This window comes from Melioribacteraceae bacterium (assembly GCA_030584085.1).
Classification (GTDB): Bacteria; Bacteroidota; Ignavibacteria; order Ignavibacteriales; family Melioribacteraceae; genus SURF-28.
Genome location: CP129490.1, coordinates 2,514,297 through 2,536,801, shown reverse-complemented (window position 1 = coordinate 2,536,801; position 22,505 = coordinate 2,514,297). Strand labels below are relative to the sequence as shown.

Sequence of the window (22,505 nt, the reverse complement as noted above, 5' to 3'; positions counted from 1 at the left end):
ACCTCTTAAAGAAATTTATATTCACTTACTGCTCTAATAATATGGTAAAGTGAGGAGTTGGTAAGTTGAAAGTATAATAGAATTCCACCAATGACAACAATTATTAAAATAATACTATAAAAATGAACTGTCGATGATCGAACATCAAAAATAACATGAATACCCTTTAATAAACGCTGACCGAGCCAAAGTAAAAACAAAGTGATAAAAATATATACATATGGATTTATAACATTTGCTATTAACACTCTATACAGAACTAATTCCAATGGTAGTAAAAGTGATAAGGGGAGAAAAGCCCAAATAACCGTGTAATAAATGCTCGAAAAATATACTTTAGTTTTAAGAGAGAACGAGAACATTTTAATAACTAAAGAAAATAAAATAAAAACAGCAATTGAAATGAAGAATAGTATAAAAAATCCTTCAAATGGAAACCATGCTAAATAAATAACCATGTCAATTAGTGATGGCGATCCAAACGAAAGTAACAGTTTTTCGAGATGAATATTTGTTCTTAAAAAGTGCAGTAGATTAATAATAAGCAAAGCAAATGAACCAGCCAGAATAAACATTAACAATATTGTCTGAAACCCGGAAAGTAATCTGTGATCTCTGATATCCGCATAAAAATTATATGGTCTAATTAAAGCACGTCCGGCATCTTCTCTAAATTTTCTTTTTGAATTTATTAGCAATGCCATGAATATTGAAAGTACTAAACCAATAATCACAAATAGAATTGGCGAATCATCTTTTTCTGTGCCTATAGGAATTGTAATCTTTTCACCGTTGGTCAGTTTTGATTTAACAACATTGTAGGAAATTCTGTCTGTTGATTCCGGGTTAGCTAACAAACCAAGTTTGTAAATATTTTGTTCATTATATCCGGCGTAAAGCGATTTATAATCACCACTAAAATCATAAAATGAATTTAGGATGAAACCGTTTATTTTATTTTCAAAACTGAAATCAATTATATCACTGAAATATTTTGCAGCAGCTTCGTATGAATTTTTATTGAGGTAACCGTTAGAGTTTCCAATGAATGAGGGATATGTAACTTCTGAAATAAAGACTGAAAAATCATGATCTGTTATTAATTCTGGTTTAGGTAATTCTGTTTCACCGAATAATTCAATACCTGCTAAATCAAGTGATGCAATTTTTGATTTAGGTAGAATAATAAATGAAGCATACACAAGCTTATCAGTTTTTTCATCAAGCAGTTGGGCTTGAGCTCGTAAGAAATTTATTTCATCTTCATTGCTCCCTAAAAATCCACCGCCAAGTCCAAAACCGATTACAGATGAATAATCCGAATACTGATCGATCATTAAATTGAGATGATTCGTAACTCTGTTAGAAAAATCATCATCAAGTAAAATTTGAGCCGGGATTGAATTAATTGGTACTTCGACTAATGCGGTTAAACCAAGCGATTCGCATAAATGTAATGCATAAGTTGGAGGAAGTACTTTTGCAAATCTTATCGTATTAAAACCTGTTGCTTTAATTAATTCTAAATCTTTTTTTAACTTCTCAAAACTTGCCAAACCACCGGTTTCGGATTCAAAGTAAAAGTATGTTGTTCCTTTAATTTGAAAATCTTGATTGTTCAGATGAAGTTTATTTTCCTCCGGAGAAAGGTCAAAAAGTGAAAACGTTTTAACCGATTTATCAATTACAGAATCATTTAACGATAATTCGACATCAAGTTTATAAACTCTTGGATCTGAAGGTGACCAAAGATCAATAGTTGCAAGAGTTAAATCCGTGTTTACTTCACGAGATTCATTAACTTTTATTCCGTTTACATCTGCAACAAATGTTTGAGAATTGGTTGAACCGGTTAGGGTAAACTTCAATTTGTAATTTTTCTCTTCATGCGCAAGATCGTTTCCTGTTTGCAGATTGTTTTGTACCGAAGCTAAAATTTTTATGGTGGCTGAAGATAAATTTTGAGAAAGCGATTTCTCGATTTTTAATTTACTGATAAACAATTTGTTTGTTTCATATAAATACACATCCCCAATAATTCCACCGCGTGTACTTGGGTACAGAAATCTTTGTTCAATGGGAATAGTGTTTTTATCATCAAGTTCGTATTGAACTTTCACCGACAATTTATTTTGAGAATCGGATTTAAGAATGTCGGGTGGAAGAATAATAGAAAATGGCTGAATGCCACCGGGATGTTTATAAATTACGAGATCATTAAGCAAAACATCGGCAGTGTAAGTAATTCCAAGGAATCGAACACTTAAATTTTTATTTGCAGCTTGGTCTTTAGAAATGAAAAAACCTCTTTCATAAACTAGTGATTCGCTTCCGGCAAATGTTGAAGGAACAGATACTTTCACCTTTTTATCGGGCGATGACGGGGTATAAACTTGCCAATCGTTTTTTAAGTCAATTATCGATCTAGTCTGGTTAATATCAAAAAAAAGTGAGTCAACTTCGGCTAAATTATAAGGTGGAAGTTCTTTAATTGTTATTTGAGAAAAAATCGAAATTGTAAATAAATGGAGAGCAAAAATGAATAAAAAATGTCGAATATTGGCCATTTTCAAATTGATTGAATAGAAGTTAATAAAGACATCAAATATACAAAAAAAAGGAGGGGTTAGCAATCAAATAAAGCGAGTGCAGAGAATGAAAAAATGGGTTTATGAAGCATAAACCCATTTTTTATTAAGCATTGACAATCGCCATAAAAGAGCTTGCTTTTAATGAAGCTCCGCCGATTAATCCGCCATCAATATCTTGCTGGCTAAATAATTCGGCCGCATTTTCGGGTTTTACGCTCCCGCCGTATTGAATTACAATATTTTCTGCCAAATTAGATGAAAATTGTGACTTTATTAAATTTCTGATGAATTTATGTACTTCTTGAGCTTGTTCAGGACTGGCGGTTTTTCCGGTACCAATTGCCCAAACCGGTTCATAAGCAACAATTAATTCAGATAGATCCGATTCCGGAATTCCTTTTAAGCCGTTTTTAATCTGAGTTTCGACTACTTTCTCAGTTAGTCCATTCTCGCGTTCTTCCAAAGTTTCCCCAACACAGAATATTGGTTTTAGTCCGGAAGCAATCGCTTTCTTAATTTTTAGATTAATAACTTCGTCAGTCTCGCCAAAAATTGTTCGTCTTTCAGAATGACCCAAAATTACAAATTTGCAACCGACACTTTTTAGCATACTTGCAGATACTTCTCCTGTAAATGCACCGTTTTCTTCATAGTGCATGTTTTGTGCACCTAGTTTAATTTTACTTCCTTTTAAAAGAGTGGTAGCTGTTTCTAAAGAAGTAAATGGGGGACATACGATTACCTCTGTCTGAGTTTCTGATTTACTCATCTCATTCTTAATCGCTGAAATTAATTCAATAGTCTCCGAAAGATTATTAAACATTTTCCAATTTCCTGCTACAATTCTTTTCCGCATAAAATTCCTCTTGATTTAGCTTACTGCTTCAACTCTTCTAATTCCCGGTACTTCGCGTATTAGTGCCCGTTCAACACCTGCTCTTAATGTCATTGAAGACATTGGGCAGTTGGTGCATGCACCGGTTAGTTTAACTTCTACAATTCCCTCTTCTGTTATTTTTACGAGCTCAACATCTCCGCCATCCGCTTTCAGATACGGACGAATAGTCTCTAATGCATTTTGAACTCTATCGTGAAGAGCTTTGTCCATAATGTACTCCTTTAATTATCATTGCCCAATAATATTTCTATCTCGGGCTTGCCCTTTAATCCTGATTTCTCTGCTTCTTTAACTAAATTTTCTGCTATTGAAAGAATTGATTTTGCATTTTCGGAATCAGGTGTATCGTAAACAATAGGTTTCCCTTTGTCTCCGCCCTCTCTAATTCTCGGATCAATTGGGATACCACCGAGAAAGTTTACATTAAAATCTTCAGCAAATTTTTGTCCACCACCGGTTCCAAATATATCATATTTAGTACCGGTATCCGGTGCAATAAAATAGCTCATATTCTCAATTATTCCAAACACCGGCACATTGACCCGTTCAAACATTTTTAGCCCTTTACGTGCGTCAATCAGTGATACCTCCTGAGGTGTAGTAACAATTACCGAACCGGAGAGAGGAATGGTCTGCACAAGAGTTAATTGAATATCACCGGTTCCCGGAGGTAAATCAAAAATTAAATAATCTAATTCATCCCACATTACATCACTCATAAATTGCTTAACCGCACCGCTTGCCATCGGTCCACGCCAAATAACAGGCGCATTATCATCAAGTAAAAAACCAATTGACATAACTTTAATGCCATAATTTTCCAACGGAAGCATTTTTGCTGTTTTTGTGTCCTGGTAAATTTTGGGTTTTTCATTTATCCCCAGCATTAAGGGAATACTGGGTCCATAAATATCGGCATCAAGTAAACCTACCTTGTAACCCATTTTACCGAGAGCTACCGCCAAGTTAACGGCGACTGTACTTTTACCAACTCCACCTTTACCGCTTGCAACAGCGATTGTGTATTTAACATTCTCTAGAATTTTTTCTTTTTGAGGTTGTGAAATATTCATTTGTGGTGAAGATTGAAATTCAACCGTGATATTGCCAATATCATTTATATTTTTTGTGAGTGATTCGTTGATAGATGATTCTAATTTATTCTTCACATGATGAGCTGGGGAAGAGATAGTTAATAAAACTTTTACATTATTTTTATCAATTGATATGTCTTTTATTTTACCTGCACTAACTAAATCTTTCTTTTCTTCCGGATCGATCACCTTACTTAAGGCATCTAAAACGTCACCTTTCATTAAATCGGTCATGTTATACTCCTTTCATCAAAAATATGAACCACTAAATTAACAAAATCCAAAATCACTTTCTAAGACAAACGTATTCTCTGATAATTAATTCGAACAAATTAAAGTAAATAATTATTTTATTGCCGGCTTGAAAATAAATTTAAGTATGCTTAACTTTAGAATAAAATTTACTAAAATTATGCCGACAATATCAAAAGAAAATTATTTAAAAGCAGTTTATAACAAAAGCAAGGAAGATGGCTCCGGCGCGACAACATCAGCATTAGCTGAGAATCTGGAGATTTCAAATGCAGCAATTAGTGATATGGCAAGAAAATTATCAGATGAAGGATTGATAAATTATGCAAAGTATAAAGGAATGGAATTAACAGGTGAGGGTAAAAAAATTGCACTTAAAGTTATTCGAAGGCATCGATTGTGGGAATTGTTTTTAATTCAGGTTCTTGGATTGTCTTGGAGCGAGGTTCATGATGAGGCTGAAAATTTAGAACACTCTACATCAGATCATCTGATTGATAAAATTGATGAGTATCTTGGATTCCCAAAATTTGATCCACATGGTGACCCGATTCCACAGAAAAATGGCTTACTGCCAAGTGCACCCGAAGTTGTTGAACTAGCAAAAGCATCGGTAGGAAAGAAATATAAAGTTGGAAGAGTAAACGATAAGAATAATGATTTAATCAAGTACTTAACAAAAATTGGAATCAGTTTATCCAAAGAAATCGAGATAGTTGAGAAATTATCGTTCGATAATTCTGTAATAATACAAGTTGATTCCGAGCGACATTCATTAAGTGAATTCGCAGCATCAAATGTTTTTTTAGTAAAGGTAAAATGAAATGGAACCGAGCTATTTAATTTTTCTGGGTTTATTAATTCTCTCAGTGATCGTTATTCTGTTTTATCCTGGGAAAGGATTAATCCATTACTTTAAAAAGAGCAAGCAGAATTCAACAAGAGTTTTGATTGAAGATTCGTTGAAACACATATACGATTGTGAGTACAATCAGGCTCAGAGCAGTTTAAACAGTATTGCCGGCAATTTGAATATTACATCTGATAAAGCAGCAAAGTTAATTTCTAAATTAGCTGAGATGGGATTAGTTTATGCAAAGACTGACAAAGTGACTTTAACTCAAGAAGGTAGATCCTATGCTCTACGTGTAATTCGAATTCATCGGCTTTGGGAAAGGTACCTAGCCGACCAAACAAGTTTGCGCGAAACAGAATGGCATGCTCAAGCTGAGGAAAGAGAACATCATTTAACAGAAGAGCAAGCAAATGTGCTTGCTGCCCAAATTGGCAATCCTGTTGTTGATCCACACGGTGATCCGATACCAAGTTCTGATGGCATTATAAAGGAAAAGCGTGGGGTTTCAATTTTAAAATTGGATATTGGTCAGCTTGCTAGAATAGTGCACATTGAAGATGAACCGAATTCTGTATACTCACAAATTGTTGCAAGCGGTATTCACCTTGGTATGCAAATTAGAATTTTGGAAAATTCTAAAGACAAAATAAAGTTTATTGCTGAAGGTGAAGAAATTTTATTATCTCCTTTGATTGCATCGAATCTAACTGTTATGCCGGAAAGTAAAAGTGAAGATTTTAAGAAAGATACACCAACATTAAGCTCATTAAAAGCTGGAGAAGAAGCCGAAGTTATCGGCATTTCAAAAGCTTGCCGTGGTCAACAGCGCAGAAGAATCATGGATCTTGGAATTGTTAACGGTACTAAAATTAGATATGAGATGGAAAGTGCCGGCAAAGATCCAATTGCTTATTCGGTAAGAGGCTCCATGGTTGCTTTAAGAAAAGCTCAAGCTGATCAGATATTTATTTCTAAGAAAGGTATAGTAAATGGTTGATATACATAATTGCGAAAATTGTCCAGCACATAATATTGATAATCTGGTTAAACTCGGTATTAATATGTCGGGGTTCGACTATGTAGTGGCTCTTGCTGGAAATCCAAACACCGGAAAAAGTACTGTATTCAACAATCTAACTGGTTTAAGACAACACACCGGTAACTGGCCTGGCAAAACTGTCACTCGCGCGGAAGGTGCTTTCGCAGTAAACAACACAAAATATAAATTAATCGATTTACCCGGAACATACTCACTCTTATCAACAAGTACTGATGAAGAAGTTGCGAGAGATTTTATTTTATTCGGGCAGCCGGATGTAACGGTTATTGTTGTTGATGCAACAAGACTTGAACGAAATCTTAATCTTGTTTTGCAAGTTTTAGAAATTACCGACAGAGCTGTGTTATGTCTAAATTTAATTGATGAAGCTAAAAGGCATAAAATAGAAATTGATCATCGATCACTTTCACGAGAACTTGGCATTCCAGTAGTCCCCGCTGCAGCTCGTCAAAAAATTGGAATGGACGAATTGATAAATAAAATTAATGAAGTAGCAACGGGCAAATATGTATGCAAGCCTTATCGTGTTAAAAACATATCCAACAAAGTGTCGCAAGTTGTTGAAGAAATAACAAAAAATATTTTGAAAGAATTTCCCGAACTACCAAATGCTCGCTGGGTTGCAATGAGGTTATTGGAAGGTGATCAATCAATTATCAATGCTGTAAAGACAGGTGAACTTGGTAACATAAAAAGTGTTTCATTAATTGCTTCACAGCAAGTAGCATAGATAGGAATTAGTATGAGCAGCAGAGATTATATATTAAAACAAGCTGATGATCTTAGATGGGAGATAGGTGAGAATTTCCATGATCATATTATCGAATCACTTTACAAAGATGCTGGACAGATTGCATCAAAAGTTGTGAAACACGAAGGTGAGGATAAAAAGTATAAATTCGATCAAATTTTAGACCGGTTAGTTACAAGTCGTTGGACAGGTTTCCCAATAATGTTTTTACTTCTTGCAGTTGTATTCTGGATAACTGTTGAAGGATCAAATGTTCCTTCCGGTTTATTAGCGTCTCTACTTGTTGATACAATTCATCCTTTATTAAAAAGTTTTGGAACTGAAATAGGTTTACCGATTTGGTTAAATGGCTTACTTATTGACGGCGCATATTTAGCTTTGGCTTGGGTTGTCGCAGTGATGCTTCCTCCTATGGCAATTTTTTTCCCGTTGTTTACTTTACTTGAAGATTTCGGTTATTTACCCCGAGTTGCGTTCAATATGGACAATCTCTATAAGAAAGTCGGTGCACACGGGAAACAAGCGTTAACTATGAGTATGGGTTTCGGTTGTAACGCTGCGGGAATTATTGCAACAAGAATCATTGATAGTCCTCGGGAAAGATTAATTGCGATAATCACAAATAATTTTTCACTTTGTAACGGTAGATGGCCAACACAAATTTTGATTGCTACTATTTTTATAGGAGGCGCTGTTCCTGCTCATTTAGCCGGGATTGTTTCTGCGGCAGCAGTAGTCGGGATTGCCGTTCTGGGGGTTGTGTTTAGTCTTATTGTTTCTTGGGGATTATCAAATACCGTCTTAAAAGGTGAAGCATCCGCGTTTAGTTTGGAACTTCCACCTTACAGACCACCAAGATTATTACAGACTCTTTATACATCTCTTATTGATAGAACTATTTTTGTTTTGTGGCGTGCAATTATTTTTGCAATTCCGGCAGGATTAGTTATATGGCTGGTGTCAAATATTTCTATTGGTGAATTAACAATTGCCGAACTTTTCATCAATTGGTCAAATCCATTCGCAATACTATTTGGATTAAATGGAATAATTCTTCTTGCATATATTATTGCGATTCCGGCAAACGAAATAGTTATTCCAACAATACTGATGCTTACTGTAACCACAGCAAGTCTTGCTGGTGTTGGCTCAGGTGCAGGTGTTATGTTTGAACTCGAATCCGTAAATGAGACTGCACAAATTTTATACGGTGGTGGATGGACAGCGTTAACCGGAGTATCATTAATGTTGTTTAGTTTATTGCATAATCCTTGTTCAACAACATTATTTACAATATATAAAGAAACAAAAAGTGTCAAATGGACGGTAGTTTCTGCTTTACTGCCAATAGCGATGGGATTTACTTTAACATTTTTTGTAGCACAGATTTGGCGAATGTTAAGCTAGTCTTTTTTAACTTTTTCTCTTCTCACTAGCTTGTGAACCTTACCGCTCGCTTTTTCCATTAAGTATTCTTGAAGATTAATTTTTTCTTCACCAACAACCGGATGATTAAATGCATGTCGCCCGTTCGGTAAAATAACACGCGCTTTCTGATTATCTTTTATTCCTGTGAGTAAAAGTTTTTCAATAATTTCTTGTTTTATTTTTTTGTCATAAACCGGAAAAGTAACTTCAACTCTTCTATCTAAATTTCTTGGCATTAAATCGGCACTACTCAGATACAATTCTTCATCCCCGCCATTATAGAAATAATAAGCACGGCTGTGTTCCAAGAATCTTCCCACGATACTGATAACTCTTATATTTTCACTTAAGCCAGGTACTTGCGGAAGTAAACAACAAATTCCGCGAATGATCATATCTATTTTTACACCGCGTTTAGAAGCTTCGTAAAGTGATGAAATTAATAATGGATCAACAAGAGAATTCATTTTGAATATTATTCTTCCCAGTTTACCATTGTTAACGTTATCAATTTCTCTTTCAATTAATCTTAGAAAACTTTGACGTGTATTGATTGGTGAAACAAATAAATGTCTGTATCTCTTTTGCTCGGAATAACCAGTTAAATAATTAAAAACTTCAGAGACATCCGCACAGATTTCAGGATTAATCGTAAATAATCCAAGATCGGTATAAAGTTTAGCTGTGGTTGGATTATAATTCCCGGTACCGAGATGAACGTATCGTTTAACACCATCTGCTTCTTTTCTTACGACCATTGTCATTTTTGAATGTGTTTTTAAACCAACCAATCCGTAAACAACATGCACTCCTGCTTTTTCAAGTTCACGGGCCCAAAAGATATTATTCTCTTCGTCAAATCTCGCTTTCAATTCAACCAGAACAGCAACTTGCTTTTTTCGCTCCGCGGCTTCAATAAGATATTTTACAATAGGAGAATTAGAGCCAACACGATAGAGTGTTTGTTTAATCGCAAGCACATCAGGATCTTTTGAAGCTTGCTTTACAAAATCAACAACAGGTGTAAATGAATCGTACGGATGATGAAGATAAATATCACCTTTAGAAATTTTCTGAAAAATATTTTCTTCCTCTTCTTCAAATTCACGAGGAATTACCGGATGGAAAGGAGGTTCCTTTAAATGATGCAATGGGAGATCATATAATTGCATAACACTGCTTAAACCAAGGGGACCGTTAATTATATGTATATCATCCTCGGTTATTTCTAAATTCTCTGTAAGCGTGTTTAACATGAATTTCGGAATATCTTTTTCGACTTCTAATCGAACAACAGAACCAAATCTGCGTTGACGAATATTTTCTTCAATCACTTCGAGTAAATCATCGGCTTCATCTTCCTGAATTTCCATATCTGTGTCACGAGTTATTCTGAACCTATGTGCGTCGAGTATTTGAAGTCCGGGGAAAAGTGTTTGCATATTTTTCTTTATTAATTCATCAAGCCAAATAAATTTAGCTGAGAATTGACCATTACTTCCTTTTTTTGTCGGTTTAATAATATCGTCAATTCTTATTAATTGCGGTAATATACTTGGCACTTTAACTCTTGCAAAATGCTCTTCGCCATTCGGCTTTTTTACAAGAATTGCAAAACTCAAACTCAAGTTTGAGATATAAGGAAAAGGTCTCCCGGGATCAAAAGCTAATGGTGTTAATACCGGATAGATTTCTTTGTTAAAATATTCTGATAATAGTCTTTGTTCTTCTTTTGGAAGTTTGTCAAGGTTCAGAATATGAACATTATTTTCTCTTAAAGATGGAACAATTTCGTTTCGCCATAAATCATAAATGGTTTCAATCATCGGGCGAACTTCTTTTTCTATGGCGCGTAATTCCTGAAGAGGTGTCAATCCGTCAATAGTCGGATCAATAATTTTTGCTACAACCTGATCTTTAATTCCGGCAACACGAATCATGTAAAATTCATCTAGGTTGGAAAAGAAGATTGAAATGAATTTCACTTTATCTAATAATGGGAGATCTGGGTTAATTGCTTCTTCCAGAACTCTTCGATTAAATTCAACCCAGCTTAGATCGCGATTTACGAAATTTTTCGGGCGATAATATTTTTTCAGATATTCCTTTGTCAGACGCATAATATATTCTCTAAAACCTTGAAATATAAGGATTTAGTAGTAGAAAATCGTGGTAAATCGGCAATTACTTACTTTTTCTGCTTTTTTTGGCTGATGAAAATGATCCTAAATCATACTCGATTGTGGTATTCGGCATTTTCAATCTTCGCAATTTTACTTTACCCATTTTGAAGAATTCTTCAGCTTGAGTATCATGATAATCCGAAAAGATTACAACTTCTTTGATTCCTGCGGCAATTAATGATTTTGCACAATTGGTACAAGGCATATTTGTTACATATGCTGTTGCTCCTTGAGTGCTTATTCCATGAACTGAGCATTGAAGAAGTGCGTTCATCTCAGCGTGAATTGTTCTGATACAATGATTATCAACAATCCAGCATCCAACATCCTCGCAGTGTTTACCTCCCGGAATTGATCCATTGTATCCGGTTGATAAGATTCTTTTATCACGCACGAGTACACAACCACAATGCATACGAGGACAAGTTGCGCGTTCCGAAACTAACATTGCTTCTTTTAAGAAATATTGATCCCATGATGGTCTTTTTTTCTTTGCCATTTTAACTCCAAGTTTCAGTTCTGTTTGCAATTTTATGAAAATCACACGATTATTGCTTGTAAATTTATTGTTATCAAAATAAAAATGAGAATGAATGAAAAAGAAAATTTGGTCAAATGGGAAAATTTATACAGCAAATCACAAACAAAAGTGGGCCGAATCAATTGTTACAGAAGGAAATAGAATATTATTTGTGGGAAGTAATGATGAAGCAAAAAAAATAACTGGTAATCAATTTGATCTGCATGATCTAGAAGGGAAACTTGTACTTCCCGGCTTTATTGATTCCCATGTTCATTTGATAATTGGCGGCTTGAGTTTAACAAAATTAAATTTGGGAAAGGTCAAATCGAAAGAGGATTTTAGAAATTCTCTAAAGGAATTCTTAGCAAATACTAAATCCGATTGGGTTACAGGCGGAAATTGGAATCACTTACAATTTGATACAAAAGTACTTCCCACTAAGGAATGGATTGATGATCTTACAGATAAACCGATTTATTTAACAAGAGTTGATATACACACTGCTCTTGTTAATTCCGCTGCTTTAAAATTAGCCGGGATAAATAAGAACACACAAGCACCGGAGGGGGGACAAATAATAAAAGATGAAACCGGTGAACCAACCGGAGTTCTTAAAGATACCGCAATGAATTTGGTATCAAAATTAATTCCCGCACCTTTAGAATACGAATTAGGTAATGCGATGTCTGCTGCACAAAAAGAAGCACATATTAATGGCATTACATCAGTTCATGACATAACCGAACCGGAGCATTATCAACTTTACAAAAAATCTTATGCAGAACAGAAATTAAAATTACGTATAAATTGTATTCATCCAATAAGCCAAGTTAAAAGATTGATCGATGGTAATGTATTCAATGAAATTAAAAATGAATATATCAGAAGCTCGGGAGTAAAAGCATTTGCAGATGGTACTCTGGGATCAAACACTGCGTGGTTTTTTGAACCGTATAAAGACGATCCAACCACAACTGGGTTACCGACCGATTATATGGTGGATGGAAAGTTTCGTGAATGGGCATTGCTTGCTGATAAAAATAAGATTCAATTAGCAGTACACGCAATAGGTGACAGGGCTGTTTCCGAAGTTATTAATGTATTTGAGGAGATTGTAGATACAAATCCGAGTTGGGATAGAAGGTTTAGAATTGAACACGTACAGCATATCAAAAGTGAAGATATTACAAGAATGAAAAAACTTAATGTTATTGCTTCAATGCAGCCTTCTCAGCTGTATGATGACGGAGTTTGGGCTGGGGATAAAATTGGTCAACATAGATTAAACGGTACGCATGCTGTTAACACATTACTTAATAACGGAATCAAAGTTTGTCTAGGCAGTGATTGGACTGTCACACCACTTGATGTTATTCACGGAATCGATATTGCGGTTAACAGAAAAACAAAAGACGGTGCCAATCCCAATGGTTGGATTCCTGAAGAAAAAATATTAATTGAACAAGCAATCAATGCTTACACAATTGATGCAGCCTATGCTTCGTTCGAAGAAAATATAAAAGGATCTATTGAAGTCGGTAAACTTGCCGATTTTATTATGTTAAATGAAAATGCCTTCGAATTACCATCAACTGAAATTGAGAAAATAAAAGTAGCAAAAACTATTTTTAACGGAGAATTAGTTTACAGTATCTAAAATTGACTTTCGTACATAATCACAACGTTATCGCTAGCCGGATAACCCACACAAGTTAGACAATAACCTTGTTTGATATCTTCGTCGGTTAATGCAGTTTGTTCAATTAATTTTAATTTACCTGAAAGTAACTTTGCTTTACAAGTACCGCAATTCCCAAATTGACATGAGTTTGGAATTGCTAAACCATTTTCAAGTGCTTTTTCTAAAATTGCTTTACCAGGCTGAACAATGACCTTGTGTCTATCGCCATTTAAAATTATTGTTACTTCTCTTTCCTTTTCTTCAATTTCATCAGATTCATCAAGAATCTTTGTTGTGTAAATTTCTCGATGAATATCTTTTCTATCGATACCCCTTTCTTTTAGTAAATCCATTGCGTTTTGCATCATCTCTTCAGGACCACAAAGATAATACTCGGTTTTATCCTTCAGTTTATCGGCATACTTATTTAGTAACTCAATAGCACAATCTTTTGAGATCCTTCCACTTATTCCTTGCCATTTATCACTTGGATGGCTCAAACAATGTTCAACAAAAAATCTTTCTGAATATTGTTTTGTTAAACTTTGTAATTTTTCATAGAATATAATAGACTTTTCGTCGTGGTTGCCGTAAAATAAAAAGACATTACTCTTGGGTTCATACTTTAGAATGGATTGCAAGTGTGACATTAATGGAGTAATTCCGCTACCTGCACCAAACATAACCAAGGATCTTTCTGCCGCCGGATTTGGCTCAACTGTAAAATTTCCAAGAGGAGGCAGAGAATTAATGTGATCCCCGACTTTTAAATTTTCCAATAGATATTTTGTCGTAACTCCATCTTTAAACTTTTTGATCGCAACTCCAACTTGAGGAAGTTCATCGGGAGTCGTCCAAATTGAATAACCGCGACGTGTTTCAATACCATCAGCATCAAAAATAAATGTGAGAAATTGACCGGGTAAAAACGATAAGTCTCGGTTATCTCTCTCATGTAGTAAAATGCTTAGTGTATCTTCGGTTTCGTTGTTTATTTCATCAACAATCAAATTCAGAAAATCACTCATCAAAATCCTTTCATTTTTGTAAGAATGTAAAATAGTATAAACAAAGTCTTTTCAAGAAAGTTCAAAACTTAAGGGAATTGAGAGTAAGAGGCAAGCCGCTGCAGCCGAGGGCGCAACTGCAGCAGCTGAATTGATCATTAAAGGAGGGTACAACATGATTCTAACTATATATTATCAATTAGCATACCAATAGATTTATTTGAAAGAAAAGGGATATTTGTGGCTTTTTTCTTATTTGGCTGAAAACAGAATTATTTTTTTTCTTAATGGTAAGAATTGAGGGGAAATTTCTCTTATTTATGGAGGAGAATTTTGAAGGTAGTTCCTTTCCCGATCACTGATTCTTTAACGAAAATCTTTCCGTGATGGTAATTCTCAACTATTCGTTTAGTTAAACTTAAACCCAAACCCCAGCCACGCCTTTTTGTACTGTATCCAGGTCTAAAAATATCTTTTCTTCTTTTATAGTCAATTCCCTTGCCGTTATCGCTAACTTCTAGATGTACATATTTTTCATCGGCAAAATATGTAAAATTGATTTCGCCTTGCTTGTGTTCAATAGCGTCTAAAGCATTTTTCACGAGATTCTCAATTACCCATTCAAATAATTCGGCGTTCAAATTTACCGTTAAATCTTCCGGACCTTCAATTTTCATTTTAAGATTTTCGGCGGAACTAGGAAGTCTTCTATAAAAATAATTCATAATGCGGTTTAATAATTCATTCAAGTTCTCGGGTTTTAATTCCGGTTTAGAACCGATTTTCGAAAATCTATGAGTCACTTTGTTTAATCGTGAAAGATCATTATCTATTTCGTCAGCGGTGTCGATAACTTTATCAGGATTATCATGATATAAACGAAGCATTTCAGTCCATCCCATCAAACTTGAAATAGGTGTTCCGAGTTGATGCGCCGTCTCCTTCGCCATCCCAACCCAAATATTGCTTTGTTCGGTTTTCTTCATGTAACTAAAACTGAAATATGCGATCAGTAAAAAGAATAGAGCAAACGTTAGTTGTAGGTAGGGGAATAATCTTAAATTCTTGACTAATTCTGAATCTCCGTAATATATTTTTCGAGAGATTTTGGAATCGGGAAAATTCACAATAATTGGTGTATGTTCTTTTGAGAGTTCAGCGACTTTTTCTTTTAAGAATTCTTGAAGTTCTGTATCAGATAGAGTTGTATCAAACTCAAGATTACGAATTCCTATATCGAATCCTTGAAAAATCACATTATCGTTTTCATCGGTTAAGATTAGTGGGAAGTCGATTCGCTTTACTATGTTTTCGAAGACAAAAGTGACATCGAAATTATTATTGATATTTGGATCGGCAATATATTCCAGTCCCTTCGCATAAAGCTCAACGATTTCGCGCTCTCTGTCCTGAAGTTTTTGAACTAGATTATTAGTGAAGTATAACGTACCCGCGGCAATGGTTATTCCAAATAGAAGCAAAATAATTTTTATGTTAAAGGAGGCAGGTCCGCCGGACATTTTCATTCTACTGGCCTTAAGTTATCAACAAACGAAACTTATAAAATTATTGTCTCTGCTCTACTTGGCCCAACCGAAATAATAGATATCTCAAAACCGCACTTCTCTGAGATGTAGGATAGATATTGTTGAGCTTCATTAGGTAATTCTTCAAATGAGCGAACTTTTGAAATATCTTTCTTCCATCCCGGCAAAGTTTCATAAATTGGAGTTACTTTTTCCATTTGAGCAATATCCGTTGGGAAGGATGTTAATTTTTTCCCTTCGACTTCATACCCGACGCAGACTTTAATTTCATCAAGATAGCTTAGTACATCAAGCTTGGTAATTGCAACTCTTTCAATACCATTTATCATTCTCGAATATCTCATCATGAAAGTATCAAACCAACCACATCTTCTTGGACGACCGGTTGTTGCTCCAAACTCTGCGCCTGCTTGACGTAATTTTTCACCATTCTCTTCATCCAATTCGGTAGGGAAGGGTCCCAAACCCACTCTTGTTGTATAAGCTTTCACAATTCCGAATACTGATGAAATTTTAGTTGGTGGAATTCCTGTACCTGTACAGCCGCCACCGGATGTCGGATTTGATGAAGTAACGTAAGGGTACGTTCCGAAGTCAACATCTAAAAGAGTCCCTTGAGCACCTTCCATTAAAATACTTTTACCTTCGGAAATTTGTTGATTCAGATAAACCGGAACATCTTTAATAAATGGATCAATCACTTTATCAAATTCCAAGTATTCTTTTATTATAGCATCAACATCAAGTTCATTTTCATTATACACTTTTGTTAAGAGAGTGTTTTTCTCTTCAATATTTTGTCGTATCAATTTTTCAAGATGAGGTTTATTCAGCAGATCGACTATTTTAATTCCTTTACGAGCATATTTGTCAATATAACAAGGTCCAATACCTCTTCCTGTAGTTCCGATTTTTCTGTCGCCTTTTTCACTGATCGAGTCGAGCAATTTATGATAGGGCATAATAAGATGAGCGTTGTGACTTATAAATAAGCGGTCTTTAAATGAAATATTGTGATCTTCTAAAAATCTAATTTCATCCAACAGCGCTTTAGGATCAATAACCACTCCGCTTCCGATAACGCAAGCTACATCTCTTCGTAAAATACCGGATGGTATTAAGTGTAGTATGAATTGCTTATCATCAATTTTAATTGTATGTCCGGCATTAGCACCACCTTGATATCGTACTACAACATCATACTTCTCGCTAAGAATATCAACAATTTTGCCTTTACCTTCATCGCCCCATTGGCTTCCAACTAGAATGGTTACATCCATAAATTCCTCAGGTTAAAAAAGTGCAATAAAAAACTCCGAATGGAGTATCCGGAGTTTAATAAATTTTTTGTTAGTTAGAAGCTTTTTACGGCTTCATCAACAGAATCGAAGTTTTCAAAAATTGTGATGAGTTTTGTTATCACTAACAAGCTATTAATTTTTTCTGTAGCACGTGCGAGCTTAAGTCCGCCGCCACCGTTTTTCATAGTCGTAAAACCGCTTATTAACATGCCTAAGCCGGAACTATTCATAAATTTTACCGAAGAAAGATCTACAACAACATGTTTCTTACCTTCATCAAGGAACTTATGCAGTAAATCACTGAATTCTTGAGCTTCGGGACCACCCATAACATTGCCTTTAAGCTCAATAACTACCGCTTCATATTTTTCGGAAACTTTGATTTTCATTGGTTCTCCTGATTGTTAAATTCTATTAAAAACTTGGGAATTAATATAATAATTTTGAGATTTATACCTAAAATTATTCTTCATAAATATTTATATTAACAGCTAAGTTATTCATTCTGAATATAAAAAGAAAGATTATTTTGCTTATAGAGGGCTGTTTTAATTAAACTTTCTAAAATTAGTTTTCTTGGAACTATAAGGGGTAGGCATCGTCTAAAATGTCAAATCTAAATCAAGATTCCGCATTACCTATTAGTGATGATCAAAACGAAGATTTCCAATTGATACGAGATTTTATTGATGGAAATGAAGATGCATTTACTAAGTTAGTTTTGAAGCATAAAGAGAAAGTTAGAAACCTAGTTTTTCTTACTTTAGGTGATGCTGATAATATTGATGATATTTCTCAAGATGTTTTCATCAATGTTTTCCATAAAATAAAGGAATTTAGATTTGAATCTAAATTTACAACATGGCTTTACAGAATTACGGTTAATAAATGCAGAGACTATCTTAGGAAAAAAAGGGTTCGCAGTATTTTTGTTCCTATTAAAGATTCCATAAACGAGCCAAGTATAAAGGGTCATTCCGATAGTCCTGATTTACCCGGGTTAGTAAGAAAGGGAATTGAAAAATTGCCTGAAAAATTAAAAGTTCCATTAATTCTTCGAGATATTGAAGGGTTGAGTTACAAAGAAATTGCTGATCAACTTGATTGTGAAGTTGGTACAGTGAAATCGAGAATTTTTAGAGCGCGTGAAAGTTTGAAATTTATTTTGGAGCCATACCAAGATGAATTGATTTCTTAACCGGGGGTTTAATGAAAGGTCTTGCTAATAAAAAAGACGCATTAAAAAAAATAACACCTATAGTTTTTCTTGCAGTTCTTACTATTTCTCTCATGATATACTTTAAAGAAAATCGAGGTGATTTTGGGGAGATTGTTTCCAAAGGAACTAACGATTTATTATCTATCTACACACAAAATCTAAAACCACTTCTTTTTGGAACAGATATAACGAACGAAGATGTATTTAATTTTGCACTCTATCAAACAATTCCAATAGACAAACAAGAAAATAAACTTCTCAAATTTACAGAGCAAAATGAAGTTGTAAGTTACGAAATTCTTCCATCATCATATAAACCAGATACCGAAAATTATAAGAACTTTGTGAAGTATATGGCGTTTGATGATAATCAAATAGAGCAATTAGACTCCATATTAGAATCTTATCAACCTGAATTGGCTGAAGCTGTTTTAACAGATGGTAATAATACCTTAGCTGTTAATTCTCGTCTTGCCTCTTTACAAAAAGCTGTATTGACCGATATAGCAGCATTTTCGCAATCAGTTAATAGGCCTAAAATCAGTAGTTTGTTTGATGGCAATTATGCTTTCCTTGAATCTAGAAGCGCATTTGATTTTGTGGAGGACATTAAAAGTGATACATCAAAAGATTTTTTAATTATTAGTAATGACACTGCATTCACATCTGAACTTGCATTTAATGAAAAGAAATTACAAGATGAAATAAGTCGAATAAGGAGTAGGAAGAATTCATTAGATGAATTCAGAGTTTCTGTAAGAAATAGAGATCATTCTCGAGTAGTTATTCCTAAGCCACCTAAAGTTGATGTGAATACAAATAATGAAATGAGTTTTTCTTATACTCTACCAAGTGTTGAATGGAACACTCAAAAGTTTAATAAAGAAGTCATGGATTCTCTGCGTATTGCACTTAATCAAATTAACAAAGAATTAGCTAATATTTCTTTCAATTTTGATGTCGATTCATTAAAACGTTCGCTTAAGTTTGGTATAGATGCATTAAAGGAAGATACTTTGCACTCAATGGCGTTTGAATTTAATTTTGAAAATTTGGGTCAAATTGTTAATAAATCAATTGAGAGCGCATTTAAAGGTCAGGCGGATGAAGAGTATTGGGAACGATTCGGAGCTGAGATGGATTCACTGGCAAATGAATTAGTTAAAGCCAAAAAAGACTCTGTTCAATTAACAAAAGAAGAATTGAAAAAGAGAATTGAACAAATGAAAAGAAAAAATAAATAAGTACATTTATGAATTTACTATCAATGGACATTCCCAAATCTCGGAAACTTGAATCTGCTATTGCTTTTTCTATTCTTTTATTAATCTTTAAGGTCTTATTTCATTCACCGAATATTTTTGTCTATGTCTTGTTTGGTGAAACAATTGTATTTATTACTTGGTATTTGTGGTTTAGTTATATAGTTGATTTCATTCGCGTAAGAATTGCTACACCACTTCCAATTGTTTTAAACATTGGAATTCTTGTTGCATTAACTTTTTTTGCAATCTCTATTTCTTCGCTTTTATATGATACCGCGACTTTTGAACCTAATCAAAATTTTATAACATCTATTTTTTCGTTAATAATTTCTTTTATGTTTTTGGCTGCATCCTCGTATGTTTTTGCCTCATTCCGAGAATTGTTTTTCCTAAGACAAAAACGTGATCCGAAAACGTATTTTAATACAATGCTTGTATTCTTCATATTGCTTTTCTTCTCAAACATATTAATAAATATTGATGCTGAATTTGATTATCCCAAAAATGCATTTTATGTAGTCGCATTAATCTTGGCTTCCATCAACTCACTAAGAGTTGCTTGGATTGCATTTTTAACTAAGAAGCAAAAAATCTATTTACTTCTTTTATCGATTGCACTCGGAATACTATTCGGATTTAATTTCGCTCTTTCGCTTGATGACAATGTACTAACTAAAACTATAATCGCTTTCTCTCCGGGATTCCATTCCATTCTGAATCTATTAATGATATATGGAACAATTTATTTCAGTGTAATTTTCTTTACAACATTGTTTCATCTTCCAACTGCTGAAGCTTTTGATCGGAAAGCTGAAGAAGTAACTTCTCTGCGTGATTTAACAAAATTAATAACGCAGGTACTCGACTTTAAAGAACTGGCAAACACAATAACACAGTTAACCACAAAGGTTTGTAATTCAGATTCAGCCTGGCTTCTGATAAAAAATAATAATGATTATGAATTAGCTTCAGTAAATAATATTGGGTACTTAGAAGCCGACAAATTAAGTAAGAAAATTTTAGCGGAAAATATTAATGAAGTTGATACACTTATTAGTCTCAATCCGGGAAGTTTCGAGGTCTCAATTAAAAATGATTTGAGAAAATTTAATTTCAATTGGATTGTAATTGCACCCTTAACAGTTCACGAAAAAAAGAAAGGTTTTCTTTTTGCGGCAAGGAAAAAAGATTTTGCATTTGATGATGATGATAAAAAATCGATTGAAGCTTTTTCAGATTATGCATCAGTGGCAATGGAAAATGCAATGTTAATCGAAGAATCGATTGAAAAAGAGAGACTTGAAAAAGAATTAGATGTTGCAAGAGAAGTTCAGTATAAAATTTTACCATCAAAAACCCCTGATTTGAAAAATTTAGAAATCTCTGCGCTCTTTGTCCCCGCGTTTGAAGTTGGTGGTGACTATTATGACTTTTTTCATATTAACGAAGAACATCTTGGAATTGTAATTGCGGATGTTTCCGGTAAAGGAATTTCTGCCGCTTTTGTTATGGCTGAAATTAAAGGAGTCTTTGAATCTCTTTCAAAAGTTGTTTTAGACCCACGAGAACTCCTTATAAATGCTAATTCAATTCTGACAAATAGTCTTGATTCAAAAAGTTTTGTTACAGCTATTTATGGTGTACTTAACATTAAAACCGGACTATTTAGATTTGCAAGATGCGGGCATAATCCGGTTATACTTATCCGTGATGGTAAAGCTACAAGATATACGCCGGTAGGTTTAGGTCTTGCTTTGGATAATACAGATAAGTTTAAGGAAAGTCTTAAACTCATGGAAATTCAATTAAAGAATAACGATATTTTGACACTATATACAGATGGAATTCCGGAAAGTCAAAATTCGAAATTGGAAGATTTTGGCTATGAGAGATTTGAAAAAATTTTAATTGCAAATGCTGAATCTTCCACTGAAATTTTATCAAATAAAATAATGGAGAAACTAACTACATTCTCTAAAGATTATATTCAACATGATGACATAACATTATTAATTATGAAATGGAATTTTAACAATAAATCAGTCGGGGATAATTAATGGCAGATTTCAACGTCAATGTAAGGGGAGTTGGGTCTGTAAGCGTTATTGATGTTAAGGGTTATCTTGATGCTCATACAGCACCTCAACTAGAAAACGCTTTCAATCAATTGATTGATGGTAGTAAGTTCAAGGTTGTTGTTAACTTTAATGACTTGTCTTACATCAGCAGTGCCGGATTAGGAGTTTTTATGGCTTATGTCGAAACTATGAGAGATAATAGAGGCGACATAAAGTTTTCAAACATGCAAGAAAATGTTTATAATATTTTCGATCTTCTTGGTTTTCCGATGTTATATGAATTCTACAAGGAAGAAAAAGAAGCAGTTCAAAAATTTACCGAGCCGCAAAACTCGTGACAGCTAAAACTAATAATATCACAAGAGAGATTACCGTAAAAAGTTCGACGGATAATCTTGCAGCTATAAGAGAGTTCATCCAAAATTCAGCTCTTGAAAGCGGTTTCTCTCAGGAAATTGTTAGTAAAATTTCACTTGCAGTTGATGAAGCTTGTACCAATGTTATTAAACATGCCTATAAATTTTCTCCCGACAGAGAAATTACCGTGCATACCAAGTTGGAAAAATCTAAGTTTACTATTCTAATAACAGATACCGGAGACAAATTTGATCCCAATTTAATTCCCGAACCAAATCTAAAGGAATATCATAAACAAAGAAAAGTTGGCGGTTTAGGAATGTATCTTATGAAAAAATTAATGGATGAAGTTCAGTATAACACACTTTCGGGTAACCAAAACCAAGTTGTATTAGTAAAATATTTAGTTTAATC

Annotated in this window: 20 protein-coding genes; 10 read left to right on the top strand and 10 right to left on the bottom strand. The window is 34.1% G+C overall.

The genetic code is table 11. The features are described from left to right. Positions 1-5: 5 nt before the first annotated feature. From QY331_11635 to QY331_11620, 4 genes are all read right to left on the bottom strand, one after another. On the bottom strand, positions 6-2,567 hold the full coding sequence (locus tag QY331_11635; GenBank protein WKZ68600.1) for a glycoside hydrolase family 2 TIM barrel-domain containing protein: 2,562 nt from the start codon (positions 2,565-2,567) through the stop codon (positions 6-8). Between the two features lie 127 nt (positions 2,568-2,694). Continuing rightward, positions 2,695-3,447, bottom strand: a complete 753-nt coding sequence (gene tpiA / locus QY331_11630) for a triose-phosphate isomerase (GenBank protein WKZ68599.1) — start codon at positions 3,445-3,447, stop codon at positions 2,695-2,697. Positions 3,448-3,462: 15 nt separating this feature from the next. Further along, positions 3,463-3,699, bottom strand: a complete 237-nt coding sequence (locus QY331_11625; GenBank protein WKZ68598.1) for a NifU family protein — start codon at positions 3,697-3,699, stop codon at positions 3,463-3,465. 11 nt (positions 3,700-3,710) lie between these two features. After that, a complete protein-coding gene (locus QY331_11620) occupies positions 3,711-4,817 on the bottom strand; it encodes an Mrp/NBP35 family ATP-binding protein (GenBank protein ID WKZ68597.1) in 1,107 nt (368 codons plus the stop codon). A 145-nt stretch (positions 4,818-4,962) separates the two neighbouring features. Between QY331_11620 and QY331_11615 the strand changes: the two genes are divergently transcribed. From QY331_11615 to QY331_11600, 4 genes are all read left to right on the top strand, one after another. Next, positions 4,963-5,658 (top strand): metal-dependent transcriptional regulator, encoded by a 696-nt coding sequence (locus QY331_11615; protein WKZ68596.1) that lies wholly within the window; start codon positions 4,963-4,965, stop codon positions 5,656-5,658. 139 nt (positions 5,659-5,797) lie between these two features. Further along, on the top strand, positions 5,798-6,688 hold the full coding sequence (locus QY331_11610; GenBank protein ID WKZ68595.1) for an iron dependent repressor, metal binding and dimerization domain protein: 891 nt from the start codon (positions 5,798-5,800) through the stop codon (positions 6,686-6,688). Further along, a complete protein-coding gene (locus tag QY331_11605) occupies positions 6,681-7,481 on the top strand; it encodes a FeoB small GTPase domain-containing protein (protein WKZ68594.1) in 801 nt (266 codons plus the stop codon). The genes QY331_11610 and QY331_11605 overlap by 8 nt, the downstream gene beginning before the upstream one ends. Positions 7,482-7,493: 12 nt before the next feature. Continuing rightward, positions 7,494-8,909, top strand: a complete 1,416-nt coding sequence (locus QY331_11600) for a nucleoside recognition domain-containing protein (protein WKZ68593.1) — start codon at positions 7,494-7,496, stop codon at positions 8,907-8,909. Here the strand turns inward: QY331_11600 and ppk1 are convergent. After that, on the bottom strand, positions 8,906-11,050 hold the full coding sequence (ppk1, locus tag QY331_11595; protein ID WKZ68592.1) for a polyphosphate kinase 1: 2,145 nt from the start codon (positions 11,048-11,050) through the stop codon (positions 8,906-8,908). The two genes, QY331_11600 and ppk1, sit on opposite strands and share 4 nt — an antisense overlap. A 64-nt stretch (positions 11,051-11,114) precedes the next feature. Beyond that, a complete protein-coding gene (locus QY331_11590; GenBank protein WKZ68591.1) occupies positions 11,115-11,612 on the bottom strand; it encodes a deaminase in 498 nt (165 codons plus the stop codon). A 94-nt stretch (positions 11,613-11,706) separates the two neighbouring features. On the opposite strand from QY331_11590, the gene QY331_11585 reads away from it, so the two are divergent. Next, entirely contained in the window at positions 11,707-13,293 is a 1,587-nt protein-coding gene (locus tag QY331_11585) for an amidohydrolase (protein WKZ68590.1), read from the top strand. On the opposite strand, the gene QY331_11580 is transcribed toward QY331_11585, so the two are convergent. From QY331_11580 to QY331_11565, 4 genes are all read right to left on the bottom strand, one after another. Then, entirely contained in the window at positions 13,290-14,345 is a 1,056-nt protein-coding gene (locus QY331_11580; protein WKZ68589.1) for a ferredoxin--NADP reductase, read from the bottom strand. The genes QY331_11585 and QY331_11580 overlap by 4 nt on opposite strands. A gap of 293 nt (positions 14,346-14,638) precedes the next feature. After that, positions 14,639-15,850, bottom strand: coding sequence for a HAMP domain-containing sensor histidine kinase (locus QY331_11575; protein ID WKZ68588.1), 1,212 nt, complete (start codon positions 15,848-15,850; stop codon positions 14,639-14,641). Between the two features lie 32 nt (positions 15,851-15,882). Further along, positions 15,883-17,151, bottom strand: coding sequence for an adenylosuccinate synthase (locus QY331_11570; GenBank protein WKZ68587.1), 1,269 nt, complete (start codon positions 17,149-17,151; stop codon positions 15,883-15,885). 74 nt (positions 17,152-17,225) lie between these two features. Next, complete coding sequence (locus QY331_11565; GenBank protein ID WKZ68586.1) at positions 17,226-17,561, bottom strand: STAS domain-containing protein; 336 nt, start codon at positions 17,559-17,561, stop codon at positions 17,226-17,228. Between the two features lie 218 nt (positions 17,562-17,779). On the opposite strand from QY331_11565, the gene QY331_11560 reads away from it, so the two are divergent. The 5 genes from QY331_11560 to QY331_11540 are packed head-to-tail and all read left to right on the top strand — an operon-like array spanning position 17,780 to position 22,503. Then, entirely contained in the window at positions 17,780-18,370 is a 591-nt protein-coding gene (locus QY331_11560) for a sigma-70 family RNA polymerase sigma factor (protein ID WKZ68585.1), read from the top strand. A gap of 11 nt (positions 18,371-18,381) precedes the next feature. Further along, the gene (locus tag QY331_11555) at positions 18,382-19,635 is read left to right on the top strand and encodes a hypothetical protein (protein WKZ68584.1); all 1,254 of its coding nucleotides are present in this window, start codon (positions 18,382-18,384) and stop codon (positions 19,633-19,635) included. Between the two features lie 8 nt (positions 19,636-19,643). Next, on the top strand, positions 19,644-21,713 hold the full coding sequence (locus QY331_11550; protein WKZ68583.1) for a PP2C family protein-serine/threonine phosphatase: 2,070 nt from the start codon (positions 19,644-19,646) through the stop codon (positions 21,711-21,713). Continuing rightward, a complete protein-coding gene (locus tag QY331_11545; protein WKZ68582.1) occupies positions 21,713-22,072 on the top strand; it encodes an STAS domain-containing protein in 360 nt (119 codons plus the stop codon). Before QY331_11550 ends, QY331_11545 begins: the two co-directional genes overlap by 1 nt. Beyond that, positions 22,069-22,503, top strand: a complete 435-nt coding sequence (locus QY331_11540) for an ATP-binding protein (GenBank protein ID WKZ68581.1) — start codon at positions 22,069-22,071, stop codon at positions 22,501-22,503. The genes QY331_11545 and QY331_11540 overlap by 4 nt, the downstream gene beginning before the upstream one ends. Positions 22,504-22,505: the final 2 nt, after the last annotated feature.